Origin of the sequence: uncultured Campylobacter sp. (genome assembly GCF_938045405.1) — a bacterium.
In the GTDB taxonomy this organism is placed as follows: domain Bacteria; phylum Campylobacterota; class Campylobacteria; order Campylobacterales; family Campylobacteraceae; genus Campylobacter_B.
The window spans coordinates 1-14,839 of the sequence record NZ_CALIMW010000123.1; the positions used below are offsets into that span (position 1 = coordinate 1).

The 14,839-nt window shown below is 47.9% G+C and carries 16 protein-coding genes and 1 pseudogene; 8 read left to right on the plus strand and 9 right to left on the minus strand.

Features of this window, described 5'->3' with window-relative positions; all coding sequences use genetic code 11:
• A pseudogene (locus tag Q0140_RS04550) lies at positions 1–227 on the plus strand (NAD(P)H-dependent oxidoreductase); the annotation flags it as partial.
• Positions 228–317: 90 nt separating this feature from the next.
• Here the strand turns inward: Q0140_RS04550 and Q0140_RS04555 are convergent.
• Positions 318–1,223 carry an AraC family transcriptional regulator gene (locus tag Q0140_RS04555; protein WP_297962323.1) on the minus strand — a complete coding sequence of 302 codons (906 nt, stop codon included), beginning with the start codon at positions 1,221–1,223 and terminating at the stop codon, positions 318–320.
• 226 nt (positions 1,224–1,449) lie between these two features.
• Here Q0140_RS04555 and Q0140_RS04560 point away from each other — a divergent pair, with 226 nt between their 5' ends.
• Positions 1,450–2,469, plus strand: a complete 1,020-nt coding sequence (locus Q0140_RS04560; protein WP_297962352.1) for an alpha/beta hydrolase — start codon at positions 1,450–1,452, stop codon at positions 2,467–2,469.
• Between the two features lie 52 nt (positions 2,470–2,521).
• Positions 2,522–2,938: a cyclophilin-like fold protein gene (locus Q0140_RS04565; protein ID WP_297962325.1), complete on the plus strand. Its 417-nt coding sequence runs from the start codon at positions 2,522–2,524 to the stop codon at positions 2,936–2,938.
• A 97-nt stretch (positions 2,939–3,035) separates the two neighbouring features.
• Here the strand turns inward: Q0140_RS04565 and Q0140_RS04570 are convergent, their stop codons facing one another.
• The 7 genes from Q0140_RS04570 to Q0140_RS04600 form a co-directional block, all read right to left on the minus strand.
• Entirely contained in the window at positions 3,036–4,745 is a 1,710-nt protein-coding gene (locus tag Q0140_RS04570) for a proline--tRNA ligase (protein WP_297962327.1), read from the minus strand.
• The gene (hemA, locus tag Q0140_RS04575) at positions 4,735–6,201 is read right to left on the minus strand and encodes a glutamyl-tRNA reductase (RefSeq protein WP_297962330.1); all 1,467 of its coding nucleotides are present in this window, start codon (positions 6,199–6,201) and stop codon (positions 4,735–4,737) included. Before hemA ends, Q0140_RS04570 begins: the two co-directional genes overlap by 11 nt.
• Positions 6,201–7,193, minus strand: coding sequence for a polyprenyl synthetase family protein (locus Q0140_RS04580; protein WP_297962332.1), 993 nt, complete (start codon positions 7,191–7,193; stop codon positions 6,201–6,203). The genes hemA and Q0140_RS04580 overlap by 1 nt, the downstream gene beginning before the upstream one ends.
• Complete coding sequence (locus tag Q0140_RS04585; protein ID WP_297962334.1) at positions 7,193–7,438, minus strand: DUF2018 family protein; 246 nt, start codon at positions 7,436–7,438, stop codon at positions 7,193–7,195. The genes Q0140_RS04580 and Q0140_RS04585 overlap by 1 nt, the downstream gene beginning before the upstream one ends.
• 294 nt (positions 7,439–7,732) lie before the next feature.
• Entirely contained in the window at positions 7,733–7,999 is a 267-nt protein-coding gene (locus Q0140_RS04590; protein WP_297962336.1) for a hypothetical protein, read from the minus strand.
• Between the two features lie 377 nt (positions 8,000–8,376).
• A complete protein-coding gene (locus Q0140_RS04595) occupies positions 8,377–9,288 on the minus strand; it encodes an HAD family hydrolase (RefSeq protein ID WP_297962338.1) in 912 nt (303 codons plus the stop codon).
• The gene (locus Q0140_RS04600) at positions 9,289–9,648 is read right to left on the minus strand and encodes a hypothetical protein (protein ID WP_297962354.1); all 360 of its coding nucleotides are present in this window, start codon (positions 9,646–9,648) and stop codon (positions 9,289–9,291) included.
• Between the two features lie 191 nt (positions 9,649–9,839).
• On the opposite strand from Q0140_RS04600, the gene Q0140_RS04605 reads away from it, so the two are divergent.
• The 3 genes from Q0140_RS04605 to cysK are packed head-to-tail and all read left to right on the plus strand — an operon-like array spanning position 9,840 to position 12,448.
• Entirely contained in the window at positions 9,840–11,111 is a 1,272-nt protein-coding gene (locus Q0140_RS04605) for an aminotransferase class I/II-fold pyridoxal phosphate-dependent enzyme (RefSeq protein ID WP_297962340.1), read from the plus strand.
• Entirely contained in the window at positions 11,111–11,524 is a 414-nt protein-coding gene (locus Q0140_RS04610) for an Rrf2 family transcriptional regulator (RefSeq protein ID WP_297962342.1), read from the plus strand. The genes Q0140_RS04605 and Q0140_RS04610 overlap by 1 nt, the downstream gene beginning before the upstream one ends.
• A gap of 9 nt (positions 11,525–11,533) precedes the next feature.
• Complete coding sequence (cysK, locus tag Q0140_RS04615) at positions 11,534–12,448, plus strand: cysteine synthase A (RefSeq protein ID WP_297962344.1); 915 nt, start codon at positions 11,534–11,536, stop codon at positions 12,446–12,448.
• Between the two features lie 484 nt (positions 12,449–12,932).
• On the opposite strand, the gene Q0140_RS04620 is transcribed toward cysK, so the two are convergent.
• Entirely contained in the window at positions 12,933–13,064 is a 132-nt protein-coding gene (locus tag Q0140_RS04620; protein ID WP_297962346.1) for a hypothetical protein, read from the minus strand.
• An 80-nt stretch (positions 13,065–13,144) separates the two neighbouring features.
• Between Q0140_RS04620 and Q0140_RS04625 the strand changes: the two genes are divergently transcribed.
• Together Q0140_RS04625 and Q0140_RS04630 are read left to right on the plus strand one after the other, a co-directional pair.
• Entirely contained in the window at positions 13,145–14,347 is a 1,203-nt protein-coding gene (locus Q0140_RS04625) for a replication-associated recombination protein A (RefSeq protein ID WP_297962348.1), read from the plus strand.
• Positions 14,344–14,700, plus strand: a complete 357-nt coding sequence (locus Q0140_RS04630) for an MmcQ/YjbR family DNA-binding protein (protein ID WP_297962350.1) — start codon at positions 14,344–14,346, stop codon at positions 14,698–14,700. The genes Q0140_RS04625 and Q0140_RS04630 overlap by 4 nt, the downstream gene beginning before the upstream one ends.
• Positions 14,701–14,839 lie beyond the last annotated feature (139 nt).

Sequence of the window (14,839 nt, forward strand, 5' to 3'; positions counted from 1 at the left end):
ATATGCTAAGCGTCACGTGGAATGCGCCGCTTCAGGCGTTTGACAAGCCGGGGGATTTTTTCGAGGGTGCGGGCGTAGACGGCGTTTATTTGCATTTTCATAAAGCCAACGAGTTTTTAGGCACGAAAAGGCTACCTACTTTTATGTGCAACGACGTCATTAAGAACCCCGACGTAGAGCGTTTTACGAGAGATTACGAAGCGCATCTAAAAAGGGTTTTCGGCTAAATTTAAGCAGACTTTAGCGCAAATTTATAAGCTAGACAGTAGAAATTTTACCCTGCCCTTTGTGCCGTTAAATTTGATCTAAATTTAAACTCACGCCACGCCGGAGCGTAGAATTTCGCTGTGAATTTTAGGCGGCATGCCAAACATCCTTGCGTATTCGCGGCTAAACTGTGACGCGCTCTCGTATCCTACGTCAAAGGCGGCCTGCGCTACGCCGATATTTTTGGTCGCTAGCAGGTTTTTCGCCTCTTCAAGGCGGATCTTTTTTTGAAAAGCGATGGGGCTTAGCGAGGTTACGACCTTGAAGTTATGGTAGAGCGACGACTCGCTCATATCGCAAGCGCGCGCGACCTCTTTCATATTTAGCTTTTGCGTAAACTCGTTTTTTATCTTTGCGACGGCATGCAAAATTTTATTAGAAACGCTGCCTTGCATAGCAAATTTATTTAAAAAATAGCCGCTTTTATCGCTTGTTGCAAGGGTATAAAGGATCTCTTTTTTAGCAAGATCCGATAGAAATTTGATCTTCTCTTTTGGCTTTTCAAGCAGCAAGATAAAGCGCAAAACAGGCTCTAGTATCTCCTCCGTAAGATCGCCGAAAATTACCCCCTTTTGGCTCTTTTGCATGTTTTCTTCTCTGATCTTTACGTTTTTTAGCACTTCATAAATTTCATCCATGCTAAATTTAAGGATAAGCGAGATATATGGCCTCTCTTTTGAGGCGTCGGTTAGGCTCACCCTTAGAGGCATATAGGTCGATGTGAGCAGATACCTTTGCTCATTGTATCCGCTCATCTCATCGCCAAAACCCACCGACTTTGCCCCTTGCAAGATAATGCACAAAGATGGATTGTAGATCACATTGATAAAATCATGCGTCTTTTCGCTGATGTAAAAATCAAGCGAGTCGATGTCGCTTTGAACAAGGCCGTTTACGCCGTATCTATCTAGTAAAAATTCTTTTGTCTGCTCTTTTAGTAAATTTAGCTCGCTCATCTTGCTTCCTCACTTAAATTTTATGAGATTACACCCCTTTTTAAAAATTTTGCAGGATTAGGCATGAAATTTGGAGAATCGTTCTAACGCAAAATTTAAAATCCTGCTAGAATGCACATTACAAAACAGCTTGTAAAGCTAAATCAAAACCGAAAGGACAAAGATGTATCTTAAGAAATTTGCAGCGGCGCTTATAGCGTCAAGTTTTATTTTAGGAGGCAATGCAATGGCAAGTGCAAACGTGGCAAAATCACCGCTAGAGGCGGTCTCTATGGTTAGCGAGTGGGATAAAATTTTCGCAAAAAGCGATAAGGTAGATCACAAGAAAGTCAAATTTAAAAATCGTTACGGCGTGGAGCTAGTAGGCGATCTTTATATGCCTAAAAATTTAAAAGGTAAAGCAGCTGCGATCGCAGTTAGTGGACCTTTTGGCGCGGTAAAGGAACAATCAAGCGGACTTTATGCGCAAACGCTAGCTGAGCGCGGTTTTATCACGCTTGCCTTTGATCCAAGCTACACAGGCGAGAGCGGCGGCGTGCCGAGGAATTTAGCAAGCCCAGAGATAAATACCGAGGATTTTAGCGCGGCGGTTGATTTTCTAGGGCTTCAAGACAATGTAGATCGCGAGCGTATCGGCATTTTAGGAATTTGCGGCTTTGGCGGTTTTGCTCTAAACGCGGCTCTTAGCGATCCTCGCATAAAGGCAGTTGCAACCAGCACGATGTATGATATAACGCGAGTGGCAGCAAAAGGCTACAACGATAGCATAGGCGTGGATGAGAGATATGAAAATAAAAAGAAGCTAGCCGAGCAGCGCTGGGTCGATGCTAAAAATGGCAAACCGGCATTTACTGGTGCGATAAACGTTGATCCAAAAAAGATAGACGCAAGCACGCCGCAGTTTATAGCTGAATATGCGGACTTTTACCGTACGCCGCGCGGATATCACAAACGCTCTGTAAATTCAAACAGCGGAGAGAGCGGCTGGATCGTTACAAATCCTATCTCATTTATAAATATGCCAATCCTTGCCTACGCAAGCGAGATGAGAACTCCGACTCTTATCGTAGCCGGCGAGAAAGCGCACTCAAGATACTTTAGCGAGGACGCTTTTAAATCTCTTGGCAATAAAAATAAAGAGCTAGTTATCGTCCCCGGCGCTGTGCACACAGATCTATACGACAACAAAAACAATAAGATCCCATACGATAAATTTGAGGAATTTTTCAAAGCAAATTTGAAATAAACAAGCCCCCTGCGCTTTGCAGGGGTAAATTCGAGAGATAAGGAAGGTAAAAATGAGAAAAATTTTAGCCGTCTTTATGCTTTTTGCAGGGCTAAATTTAGTGGTTGGGGAGAAAATGCAAAATTTGAAGATAGTTCTAAAAAGCTCTAACGGCGAAGTCACTGCTGTCTTAGACGACACGATCGCTGCAAGAAGCTTTGCCGCACAGCTACCGCTAACGTTAAATTTAAGCGACTACGGCGGACACGAAAAGGTCGCCAAACTGCCAAAACCGCTTGACGTAAGCGGCGAGCCAAAAGGATGCGATGGCAAAAAAGGCGAGATCTCGTACTTTGCTCCGTGGAATAACTTCGTCATCTACTACGGCTATCAGCCCTATTACGAGGGCATCGTGCGTCTAGGCGTGATAGATGGCGATGTGAGCTTGGTCGCAAAAGACGGGCAGATCAGGATAGAGCCAGCAAAATAAATCCGCCGTAGCCGCAAAAGCGGCTCGCAAATTTTCAAATATGGTGGCAAAATTTAGCCCAAATTTAGGGCTAAATTTCATGCGCTTACTAATTTTTCTAGGCTAATTTTTTCTCGATAAGTTTTAAAATTTCATCCGCGCTTACGCTCTGCCGCTTTAGGCCTGCGCGAGTGATGAACTCGACGCTTCCCTCTGCTAGGGCTTTGCCCACGAGCACCGCGTACGGAAAGCCCATCAGCTCGAAGTCGTTCATCTTCACGCCGAAACGCTCCGCGCGATCGTCGAGCAGCACGCGGATACCGCGCTCGCGGCACTGCTCGTATAGTTTCTCGGCAAATTCTACCGCCGCGGCGTCTTTGTGATTTGAGATGATGATCTCAAGCTCGAAAGGCGCCAGCTCGCGCGGCCACACGCAGCCTCGCTCGTCGTGGCTGCTTTCAATCGCCACGGCTATGAGGCGGCTTGCGCCGATGCCGTAGCAGCCCATGTAAAACGCACGAGCCTTGCCGTTTGCGTCCAAAAATCGCGCTCCCATCGGCTCTGAATAGCGCGTGCCGAGCTGAAAGATATGGCCCACCTCGATGCCTTTTGTGATGCCAAGCTCGCCGCCGCAGCACGGACACGCGTCGCCTTCGCTCACGGCGGTAAGATCCGCAAAGCGCGATTCGTTAAAATTTATCACGCTAGCGCCCACATAGTGGTAATCCGGCTCGTTCGCGCCCGCGATCATCTCGCGCGCTCCTTTTAGCTCGGCATCGATGTAAAATTTAGCTCCCTCGTCGAGCCCGAAAGGTCCGCAAAAGCCCGCCGTAAAGCCCGCTCGCGCGATCTCCTCCTCGCTAGCATCAATTAGCTCCAGCGCACCGCAGGCGTTTTGCGCCTTGGTCTCTTGCAGCTCGTCGCAGCCGCGGATAAAAAACGCTACTATCTCGCTGCGATCCTCGTATAGCGCTTTTTTGATCACCGCTTTGATGGTGTAGAATTTATCCACTTTGAAAAATTCCGCCACCGCGTCGATCGTTTTCATCGCGGGGGTTTTAAATTTCATCATGCCGTCGGTCTCGGGCGCGGCGGCGTTCGTGGTTTTGGGAGCACGGCGCGCAGCCTCGATATTTGCGGCGTAGTCGCAGCGCTTGCACACGACGATATCGTCCTCGCCGTTATCCGCTAGCACCATAAACTCCTTACTGCCGCTGCCGCCGATCGCGCCGCTATCCGCATCGACCGCACGAAAATTTAACCCCAGTCGCGTAAAAATCCGCGAGTACGCCTGCCTCATCACCTCAAACTCGCGCTTCATATCCGCAGCGTCTGCGTGGAAGCTATAAGCGTCCTTCATCGTAAACTCGCGTCCGCGCAGAAGCCCGAAGCGAGGGCGCGCCTCGTCGCGGAATTTCGTATTGATCTGATAGATATTTAGCGGCAGCTGCTTGTAGCTCGTGATCTTATCCGCTACCATCAAAACCGCCGCTTCCTCATTGGTAGGGCTTAGCACGAAGTCGTTATCCTTGCGATCTTTGAAGCGCAACAGCTCCTTGCCGTATTTGGCGTAGCGGCCGCTTTTTTTCCATGCATCCGCGGACGTCACGACGCTAAAAGAGACCTCCTGCGCGCCCGTAGCGTCCATCTCCTGCCTAATGACGGCGCAGATCCGCTCTAGTACTATCTTTCCTAGCGGCAAAAAATTATAAAGCCCGCTGCCTAGCTGCTCGATAAATCCCGCGCGGATCAAAAGCGCGTGGCTAGGTAGTACCGCGTCTCTGGGGGCCTCTTTTAGGCTCGGAGCGAAAAGCTTGCTAAATTTCATTCTGTCTGTCCTTTTTCTCGTTTTCTTGATTTAAAAATTTTTCGTAGTTTTCTTGCAGTTCAAAAATTTCGACCAGCGCATTTACCGTGCCGTCGGCATCGTCCGCTTCGCCAAGGTTTTTTAAATTTACCGTCGGAGCGTGCAGAAACGCTTTAAAAACCTGATGGATCAGTTTGCGCGCCTCCTCCGCATCGCTGTGCTTTAGATAGCCCTTTTTAAGCGCCTTGGCTAGCTCCAGCTCGGCTACTTGCTTCGCGCTTTGGCGCAAAGCCTTGATGATCGGCGTGGATGCCGCCGCCCTCAGCCATTTGAAAAACTCATTTGTGCATTTTGCTACGATCGAGTAAGCGATCTGCGCCTGCTCCTCGCGAAGCAGCAAATTTTTCTTTACGATCTCCTCCAGATCATCGACGCTGTAAACCTCGACGTCCTCGCTCTGGCTAAGCTCCACGTCGCGCGGCACGGCTATATCGAAAAAATATCGCTTAAAGCTTTTGGGTTCTAGCAAGCTATCGGTAATGATCGGCTCTTGCGAGCCCGTAGCGCTGAAAAATAGGCTATTTACGTTCAGATATTTTTTGAGATTATCAAGGCTATCGATTTTAATGCGGGATTGCGCCTGCGCGGCAGAATTCGCGCAGGCGGTGGAATTTTTATCGTCCTTGGGATTTTCGCCCGCGAAATTCGTGACATTTCCGGAATTTAAGCCGTCTGAGTTATTTCCTGCGCCGGGATTTTCATCCGCGCAATTTTTCGCATCCAAGGAATTCTCGCCAAGTAGCGAGGCGGCTAGCCTTCGCGCACCGGCTAAATTTCGGTTCAAGATCGTGATATTCGCGCCGTTTGCTAGCAGGTGTTTGCACGCTAGCTCGCTCATCTCTCCCGCGCCCACTACCACGGCGTCCGCGCCCTGCAAGGAGCCCAGTCTATCCTTTGCCATCGCCACGGCGACGCTTGAGACCGAGATCGGATTTTTTGAAATTTCGGTTTGGTTGCGGATGCGCGCCGCGCACTTTAGCGCTTCATCTATCGCTCTTGCGATCTGCGCGCCGGCGCGAGCGTTTTGCATCGCGAATTTATAGGCGTCTTTGAGCTGGCCTACGATCTGCGTTTCGCCCACTACGAGGCTATCAAGAGAGGCTGCGACGGCGAAAAGGTGGTGTATCGCGCCGTAATCTTCGTAAATATCAGCACGCTCGGCTAGCTCGTCGTAGCTTACGCCGCTTACGCGCGAAAGTACCAAAAGCACGAACTTTTGCGCTTCATCAAAGTCGCTTACGACGGTAAAAATTTCTACTCGGTTGCAGGTGCTAAGCACCAAACACTCCTCTATCGCGGAGTTTGAAGCTAAAAGGCGCAAAATTTCTTTCTTGCGCACGTCGTTTGAAAACGAAAGTTTCTCGCGCACCGTGATGTCCGTGTTTTTGTGGGTGAAGCTCACGCTCATATACGCCATCAAAACTCCCTATCTATCATATCTCGCACAATTTGCTCCAGCTTGTCGTTTTTAAATTCTGCCACGGCTTCAAGCGCCTTTTGCCCGTAGGCGCGAGCTTCGTTTATACAGCGCTCGATGATGCCGTGCTCGCTAAGCTTCGCTTTGATCCATGAAATTTCGCTCTCGCGCAGCTGCTTTTTAAAAAACGATTTTAGCTTTTGCCGCTGCGCATCATCTAAATTTTCGTATAAATAGATGTAGGGCAGAGTGGTTTTGCCCTCCGCAAAATCGCTCAGGCTCGGCTTACCCAGCGCTTCTGAGCTCTGCGTGACGTCTAAAATATCGTCGATGATCTGAAAGGCAAGCCCAAGGTTTTTGCCGTATTCGCCGAATTTTACGCTCGCGCTTGAAATTTCATCATGATCTTTCGCGGCTTTCGGATTCCTGTCCTCGTTTTTTGCGCAGCTTATATCTGAAATTTCGCCACGATTTTCTGCGCCGCCGAATTTCAGAAACGCCCCGCAGCGCGCGACTTCTTCGATCAAAGCGGAGGTTTTTAGATAGATCATCTGCAGATATTTGCTCGCATCGTCGTTAAAATCATTGCTTAAGCTCACGTCCATCAGCTCGCCCACGGCTAGTTTCGTGACAGCGCCCGAAAGCGCGGCGGCGATGCGGCTTTCAAATTTGCTAAGCTCAAAATACGCTTTGGAATAGAGTATGTCGCCCAGCATCACGGCGTTTTTGGAGCCGTAGGTGGCGTTTATCGAGGGCTTGCCGCGGCGCACCGAGCTTTCGTCGATGACGTCGTCGTGCAGCAGGCTTGCGGCTTGAATGAGCTCGATGATCGCGCACAGACGCAGCGATTTTTCATCCTTTTGCGCGATGTTTAGCAGCAGCTTGGAGCGCAGTTTTTTGCCGGGGCTTAGCCTGTCAAACATCTCGCTAGCAGGCTCATATCCGCAGTCTGCGATGAAGCTTTTCATAATTAAATCGATTTGATCTTGCATTATTCGTTATTGCTTAGGATATTTCCGCTCATCTGCAAAAATTTGTCGTTTAGCTCGTCTTGTAGATCCTGCTGTGCGATGAAGCTTTCGATCTCGCGCTCGCTAATGCCGCGCGCTTCGCAGAGCTGCTCACAGGCGATTAGGCGGATTAGAGCTTCTTCGATTTCGTTTTGCACTAAAGTAGGGCTTGCAGCGGATAAAATTTCAAAAAATTTCTCTCTTGGGCTGCCTTCAAAAATATCCATTTACCTTCCTTAAAATTTCGCGATTATAGCAAATGTAAAATTTAATTTAGGTTAGGACGCGGCAAACTATCGGGGTTTTTAAACAGAAGCGATTGCACAGATTTTGCGCTTGCGTGTGGTAAATTTTAAGCTTAAGCGCGGGATTTTGGGCTTTGAATCTCATAAATTTTAAAATTTTACTTGTTTGCGAGATAGGCAGAGCGAGCGGAATTTAAAAATTTAATCTTGGTCGCGTGGCAGATTAAACGCGAAGCTTTGCAGAAGGCGGAATTTTAAATTTACAGATAAGCAGCTTTATTTTTTTGCGGAAATTTTAAAATTCTTTGGCGCGAGTGAAATTTTAGATTTCTTGTGAGCGGACAGAATTTCGCTTTGTTTGAGCGATAAAATTCTTGAATTTCGCGCAGGTAGAGAGGATTTTAGCTTTGCTTGTGCGGTAAAATTTTGATTTCTGCACGGCGGATAAATTCTATTCTCACAAAATCTAATCGTGTGTATAACACAGATCAGGCTTTTTAAAATTTTAAAATTCCGCCGCTTTGCGAGAATTTGAAATTTCATGGACGCGGTAGAATGCTAAAATCGCGTTTGGCATTAAATTTTAAGCCTGATTTTTGAGGTAAATTTTAAATTAATCCGCGAGAGGGCGTCTTTAAATTTTAAAATCCCGCCCCTTTTTACAGATAGAATTTCATTTTTCACGCAGATGAAATCGCGCACTATAAAAGCTACTTTTAAAATTTTAAATTCCACTCGCGCAGATGAAATCCCGGTTTCTCGTGCTAGTGGAATTTTCTGCGCAAGGATTATTTTTAAATTTTAATTTCGCTTACGTTGTGCGCGAGGATGGAATTTGCTCTGTTTTAAGAGCCTAAGCGTGATTTTACCCTGCTACAATACTACTTTTAATTTAGCTATGCCTCAAAAGCCAGGCTGCTTTAAATTCCGCCGATGATTTCGCGCGCTTGCGCGATGCTTAGGGCATTACGGCTTAGTTCGCTAGGCTCGCCAAACCCCCAGCATACCTGCAAATACTCAAGTTTTGCGCCTCTTAGATCTGCCAAATTTGCTTGAAAGTATCGCGCCGCCGCAGCTTGTGCCTCCTTTGTCGCTTCTGCTTTTGTGGCAATTCTGGCGCCTTTAAAACTTAGCGTTGCCGCCCCGTCAGCACCTGTGTCGTTAGGGCGAAATTTTTCATCCGCATTAAGATTCTCGCCGCAAGAGTTTAAGCCCTCGCTAGCGCTAAAATTCTTTTTATTAGTGCCACGGCTAGCATTTAAGCTCTCGCCGTCATTGCCGCCTTGAAATTCTAAATTTTGTAAGAATTCCGCGCCACGGATCGCGGCCAACTCATCCTTTTTGCTATCGCCTAAAAAAATCGCGTTTTTGTGCGGCGAGCGCGATATTACGTGTAGCAGCATCGCAGGGTTGGGCTTTGATGGCATCTGCTCGTTCGCGCCTACGACCAGATCAAATAGCCTGCGCACGCCCGTTTTTTCTAAGATCGCGCTTAGGGTATAGGAAGGCGCATTGGAGGCGACTGCGAGAAAAAATCCTGCTTTTTTGCACGAGTGCAAAAGATCTTCGATACCCTCGTAAAGCACGGCAAAATCGCGGTAATTACTTACGAATTCCTTCTCGAAAAAAGCAAGCTCTTCGGTGCTCGCTTCGGTTTTGCCGTAAAATTCCAAAAAGGCGTTTTTGCTTGGATCGTTGATGGTGTGGACGATGAAATTCTTTTGTAGCGGCGCTAGTCCGTAGAGCTCGCGGCGAGTGTTATTGACGCTGATTTCGATCGCGCGCGAAGAGTCAAGCAGCGTGCCATCCATATCAAAAATCACGGTTTTCATCTAATAATCCTTTAAAAAATCGATTTTGTGCTTGTCTTTTTTGTAACTCTTATTGTTTTTGAGCTTTTGCAAAGCGTTTGCTTCATGCTGTAGCGCCGATCTAAACGCAGCATCGCCGATCTGTCCTGCCTCGCTAGCATCAAGGACGTTTTTAGCAAAGCTCTCAAGCGCCTTGGTGTAGGGGCTATCGAGATTTGTAGCGGCCGCTTTAGATAAAATTTCGTAGTTTTTAGCTATTCGCTTCGCAAAAAGCTCTGCATCGAAATCCTCGCGCTTTAGCAGTGCTACGGCGGATTTTACGAAGCGTTCTAATGCGCGGATATATTTAACGCGCTCATCTTTTTCTTTGATTTGCATGATTTTTCCTTAATTAAAGCGCGCATTATAGCAAAATTCGAAATTTTGGCAAAATTACGCATATTGTAAAACTATATTTTAATAATATTTTTTCTATAAATCCCGTATTATAGGTATTTTAAAATCATATAAAAATACTTGACTTTATTTTAAAATTTAGCTATTATTCGTCAAATTTTTTACAAAGGACGAAAATGCAAAAAGAAACCCTCGCAACTCATTTTGGTTACGACTCCGTCGCCGGCTACGGCACGATGGCTGTTCCCATTTATCAAAGCACCGCGTTTAACTTCGGTTCTAGCAAAAAGGCTGCTGATCGCTTCGCACTGCGTGATCTAGGGCCGATTTATGGGCGTTTGACAAATCCTACTACTGATGTTTTTGAGGCGCGACTTGCGGCGCTGGAAAATGGCAAAGCCGCAATCGCGGTCTCTAGTGGGCAGGCGGCAATATTTTTTGCGGTGGCAAATTTAGCCGCAGCGGGTGAAAATATCATCATCGCGGAGAAAATTTACGGTGGCGCAACTACGCTTTTGGCGCATACGATCAAACGTTTCGGCATCGAGGCTAGGGTTTTTGATTCCGAAACGGCAGATAATTTGGAAGGTTTAATCGACGATAAGACTAGAGCGATCTTTTTTGAGACGCTTTCAAATCCTCAAATTTCGGTTGCAAATACCGCTAAAATCGCTACAATCGCAAATAAGCACGGCGTAGTAACGATTGCGGATAACACGATCCCAAGCCCTGCGCTTTACAATCCGCTTGATGACGGCGCCGATGTCGTAATCCACAGCGCTAGCAAATACATAAGCGGACAAGGTCTTAGCATCGCAGGTGCGATCGTTTCGGGCAAGGAGTTAAATTCCAAACTCAAAGGCAATCCGCGTTACGCACATTTCAACGAGCCCGATGAGAGCTACCACGGCTTAGTTTATGCAGATTTAGTAGATAATTTCGACATTTATATGCTTAGGATTCGCTTGTCCCTGCTTCGCGATATTGGTGCGACGCTATCGCCGTTTAACGCGTTTCAGCTCATCCAGGGGCTTGAAACACTGCCGCTTCGCATGCAAAAACACTCGCAAAACGCGCTAAAGATAGCAGAATTTTTGCAAAATCATCCGAAGGTAAAGCAGGTCAATTATCCGGGGCTTGCAAGCTCGCCATTTAATACCGCGATTAAAGCGAAATTTAAAAACGGCTATGCAAGCAGTCTGATGAGCTTCATCGTAGATAGCGAAGAAACAGCGCTAAAGGCGGTTAGTAAGGTTAAAATTTTCTCCGTCGTAGCAAATATCGGCGATACGAAGTCGATCATCACTCATCCTGCGAGCACGACGCATTCGCAGCTAAACGAGGAGCAGCTAAACCGCGCTGGCGTGCCTGCGAGCTTAATCCGCCTAAGCGTGGGTATAGAGGACGCGAACGATTTGATTTCTGATCTTAGCGAGGCACTGAAATAATGGCACTTTTAAGCACAAAGGGCGTTTATGGGCTGGCTGCGATTTTGCAGATCGCCAAAGCTAGCGAAGTAGCGCCGATAAGTATAAAAGAGATCGCCGAGCGTACGGGAGTTTCTAAGAATTATTTGGAGCAAATTCTAAATACCCTTAGAAACGAGAAGCTAGTGTGTAGCATCAAAGGTAAAAACGGCGGTTATCACCTAGCCAGAGATGCTAGTGAGATAACTTTTGGTGAAATTTTTACCGTTCTTGAAAAGGATCTGCGGATGACTAGCATTCAGATGAGTGATCCCGGACTGCGGGCGTTTTTTGAGAAATTTGACGTCAAGCTGGCAGAGATATTTAACGAGCCTCTAAGCAGCTACGAGGAGATGATGGCGCGAAGCGTCCAGTATTTAAATTTCAGCATTTAAAGGAAAAATATGAAAATAGCAAACGATGTTACGGAGCTCATCGGCAATACTCCGTTAGTCAGAATCAATACGTTTGGCAAAAATGCCCTCATCCTAGCCAAGGCGGAATTTTTAAATCCGAGCCACTCGGTCAAAGATCGCATCGCGTGGCAGATCGTAAAAGACGCGCTAAGCTCGGGCAAAATCGATAAAAATAGCGTTTTGATAGAGCCTACCAGCGGAAACACGGGCGTGGGGCTTGCGATGATCGCGGCGAAGCTCGGTATGAAGCTCATCCTAACGATGCCAAGCTCGATGAGTATCGAGCGCCAAAAGCTCATAGCCGCATTCGGCGCTAAAATCGAGCTGACCGACCCGAAATTTGGAATGAAAGGCGCGGTAGATAGGGCAAATGAGCTGGCTGCGAGCACTCCAAATAGCTTCATTCCGAGCCAGTTTGATAATCCGAGCAATCCAAAGGCGCATTTTCAAAGCACTGGACCTGAAATTTGGGAGCAAAGCGGCGGTAAGGTAGATATTTTAGTCGCGGGATTTGGTACCGGCGGCACGCTCAGCGGCACGGCGAAATTTTTAAAATCTAAAAATCCAAACCTAAAAGCCTACGGCGTGGAGCCTGCTAGCTCGCCGCTTCTTACGTGCGGCAGTGCGGGCGGGCATAAGATTCAGGGTATCGGCGCAAATTTTATCCCTGATAATCTTGATAGAAGCGTCATCGACGGCTTTTTGAGCGTTGAGAACGACGATGCGTTTGCGGCAGCTAGACAGCTGGCACAAAAAGAGGGCTTGCTCGTGGGCATCTCAAGCGGTGCGAACGTTTATGCTGCCGCGAAGATCGCTGCCAAGCCCGAGAACAAGGGCAAAGTGATCGTTACGATCCTCTGCGATACCGGCGAGAGGTATCTTTCTACCGAGCTTTTCAAATAGTCGGCGGTTCTGCGTGGGTGCGGCGTTAGCGCGGTAATTTTACGCATTTTACGCGGGCGCGCAGCTTCTCGAGATTAAATTTTACGCTGGCGCCGGAATTGGCGCGATGAGTTTTGCGCGATCGCGCGGGTTATTGCGACGATTGCCCGACTATATTTTACATTTTTCGCGTTACGTAGGCGCGAGAATTAATACATTTCTGCGGGGGCGAGGCGATAGTTGCGATGGTTGCGCGATGATTTTATGCAAGCATCGCGATTTTTAGCTTTGCTGATTTTGCGTTTATTGATTTGCTAATTTAGCGGCCATCGCCCGTCGCGAGATAAAATTTAGCCCCAAAATAGGGCTAGATTTTAAAATTTCATCTTGCACGCCAAGCTAATTGCGGGCGCGCTATGTATGACGGCGCGACCGCGCAACGCAGGGCATTAAATTTAAAGCCGCCTAGTCCGCCAAATCTGCGCGATCTGTACTCAGCAAAATTTTATATCGCTAACTCACGCGCGCGGCATAAAATTTTTAAAATCCTGTCTAAAATTTTAAAGCTCCTGCGCGCCGCAAATTTCAAGCCCGCGCCGTGTATAAATTTCAAAACCTCGCCGTATGTAAAACCCAAACCGCTCTTTAAATTTAGCCGAATTTCAAAATTTAATCATAAAAACGCTATCATCGGGGCAAAATTTTTAAGGTTGCAAAATGAGTTTGAGCTTGAAATTTCGCCCCAAAAACTTAGAGCAGATCGTGGGGCAGGGCAAGATCGTAGCGGTTTTTAAAAAATTCGTCGCTGCAGGCAGTATCCCGCACAGTATATTTTTCGGCGCCGCAGGCAGCGGCAAAACGACGATGGCGCGCGTGATCGCAAGCGAGCTGAACTACGATTTTTACGAGCTTGACGCCACGAGCCTGAAAGTCGAGGATATCCGTAAAATTCTATCCTCGCACGCCGGCTCGCTCATCAAGCCGCTCATTTTCATCGACGAGATCCACCGCCTCAGCAAGACGCAGCAGGAGGTGCTGCTAATCCCGATGGAGAACTACGCTGCGATCATCATCGGCGCGACGACGGAAAATCCGCAGTTCGTGCTAAGCAGCGGCATCCGCTCGCGCTCGATGATCTTTGAGTTTGAGCCGCTTAGCTATGAGGATTTGGAGGCGCTTTTGGCGCGGGTACAGGGCGAGATCGGCTTTGAGATGGACGAGGAGGCGCGAAAATACCTGCTAAACTCCAGCAGCGGCGATGCAAGGAGTATGTTGAACCTGCTCGAATTTGCGCTTTTGGCAGACAGCGCCATTACGCTGGATACGCTTCGTACGCTGCGTGCAAATGCCGTGGCTGTGGGCGTTAGCAGCGACGATGTGCATTACGAGCTAGCAAGCGCGATGATAAAAAGCCTGCGCGGAAGCGACGCCGATGCCGCGCTGTATTATGTCGCGAGGCTGATAGATGCGGGCGAGAGCGCGGATTTTATCGCGCGCAGGATGGTGATCCTAGCTAGCGAGGACATCGGCAATGCCAATCCAAACGCCCTAAATATCGCTACTAGCACGCTAACTGCCGTCAGCAAGATCGGCTACCCCGAGGCTCGCATTATCTTGGGGCAATGCGCGATCTATCTGGCGCACAGCCCCAAATCAAACGCCGCGTATTTGGGCATCAACGCCGCTTTGAAGTTCGTCCGCTCCGCCGCTCCGCTGCCTACGCCGCGCTATCTCATCAACTCCGATAAGCAGATCGCAGACTACAAATACCCTCACGACTTCGGCGGCTGGGTCGAGCAGGCCTATATGAGCGAGGCTGCGAAATTTTACGAAAGCAAGGGGATCGGCTTTGAAAAGACGCTGGATGAGTGGCTGGCGCGATTGCGCAAAGAAAAGATCGATATCAAGGAACGAGAATGAACTTCAGCAGCGTCCTAAAACTAATGAAGCAGCGCTACGGTGCGGATGGCGAGTATCTGTGGGATGGATATCCGAATTTTGCGGTTTTCCGTCACGCAGGAGCGAAGCGCAAGTGGTTTGCGCTTTTGATGCGCGGGCTTGTTAATGAAAAGCTTGGTCGCGCACTTCCTGGCTCAAGCGACGTGATAAATTTAAAAGTTTCGCCCGATTTGGCGGCAATTTTGCGTGACGAAAAAGGAATTTTTGCAGCCTATCATATGAATAAAAAGCACTGGATCAGCGTCTGCCTTGATGCGGTGCCACGCGAGCAGATCGAGGATCTAATCGAGCATAGCAGGGAGCTTACGAGGTAGAATTTGCGCCTGGGCTCGGTTTAAATTTGCGTGCGAAAGAGGCTAAATTTGAACCGGGAGCGTAGATTTTAGCGGCTCGCGAGGCTTAAATTTAAAAATATTCACAAGAAGCGCAGATGAATGAGCAAAATTTGAAGTA

Excerpts from the sequence above, each read along its gene's own strand:
- Q0140_RS04630 (WP_297962350.1), top strand. The coding sequence starts at position 14,344 with ATGAACTTCAGCAGCGTCCTAAAACTAATGAAGCAGCGCTACGGTGCG.
- Q0140_RS04605 (WP_297962340.1), top strand. The coding sequence starts at position 9,840 with ATGCAAAAAGAAACCCTCGCAACTCATTTTGGTTACGACTCCGTCGCC.
- Q0140_RS04560 (WP_297962352.1), top strand. The coding sequence starts at position 1,450 with ATGGCAAGTGCAAACGTGGCAAAATCACCGCTAGAGGCGGTCTCTATG.
- Q0140_RS04585 (WP_297962334.1), bottom strand. The coding sequence starts at position 7,438 with ATGGATATTTTTGAAGGCAGCCCAAGAGAGAAATTTTTTGAAATTTTA.
- Q0140_RS04610 (WP_297962342.1), top strand. The coding sequence starts at position 11,111 with ATGGCACTTTTAAGCACAAAGGGCGTTTATGGGCTGGCTGCGATTTTG.
- Q0140_RS04565 (WP_297962325.1), top strand. The coding sequence starts at position 2,522 with ATGAGAAAAATTTTAGCCGTCTTTATGCTTTTTGCAGGGCTAAATTTA.
- Q0140_RS04625 (WP_297962348.1), top strand. The coding sequence starts at position 13,145 with ATGAGTTTGAGCTTGAAATTTCGCCCCAAAAACTTAGAGCAGATCGTG.
- cysK (WP_297962344.1), top strand. The coding sequence starts at position 11,534 with ATGAAAATAGCAAACGATGTTACGGAGCTCATCGGCAATACTCCGTTA.
- Q0140_RS04555 (WP_297962323.1), bottom strand. The coding sequence starts at position 1,223 with ATGAGCGAGCTAAATTTACTAAAAGAGCAGACAAAAGAATTTTTACTA.
- Q0140_RS04570 (WP_297962327.1), bottom strand. The coding sequence starts at position 4,745 with ATGAAATTTAGCAAGCTTTTCGCTCCGAGCCTAAAAGAGGCCCCCAGA.
- Q0140_RS04590 (WP_297962336.1), bottom strand. The coding sequence starts at position 7,999 with ATGAAATTTCAAATTCTCGCAAAGCGGCGGAATTTTAAAATTTTAAAA.
- hemA (WP_297962330.1), bottom strand. The coding sequence starts at position 6,201 with ATGGCGTATATGAGCGTGAGCTTCACCCACAAAAACACGGACATCACG.
- Q0140_RS04580 (WP_297962332.1), bottom strand. The coding sequence starts at position 7,193 with ATGCAAGATCAAATCGATTTAATTATGAAAAGCTTCATCGCAGACTGC.
- Q0140_RS04595 (WP_297962338.1), bottom strand. The coding sequence starts at position 9,288 with ATGAAAACCGTGATTTTTGATATGGATGGCACGCTGCTTGACTCTTCG.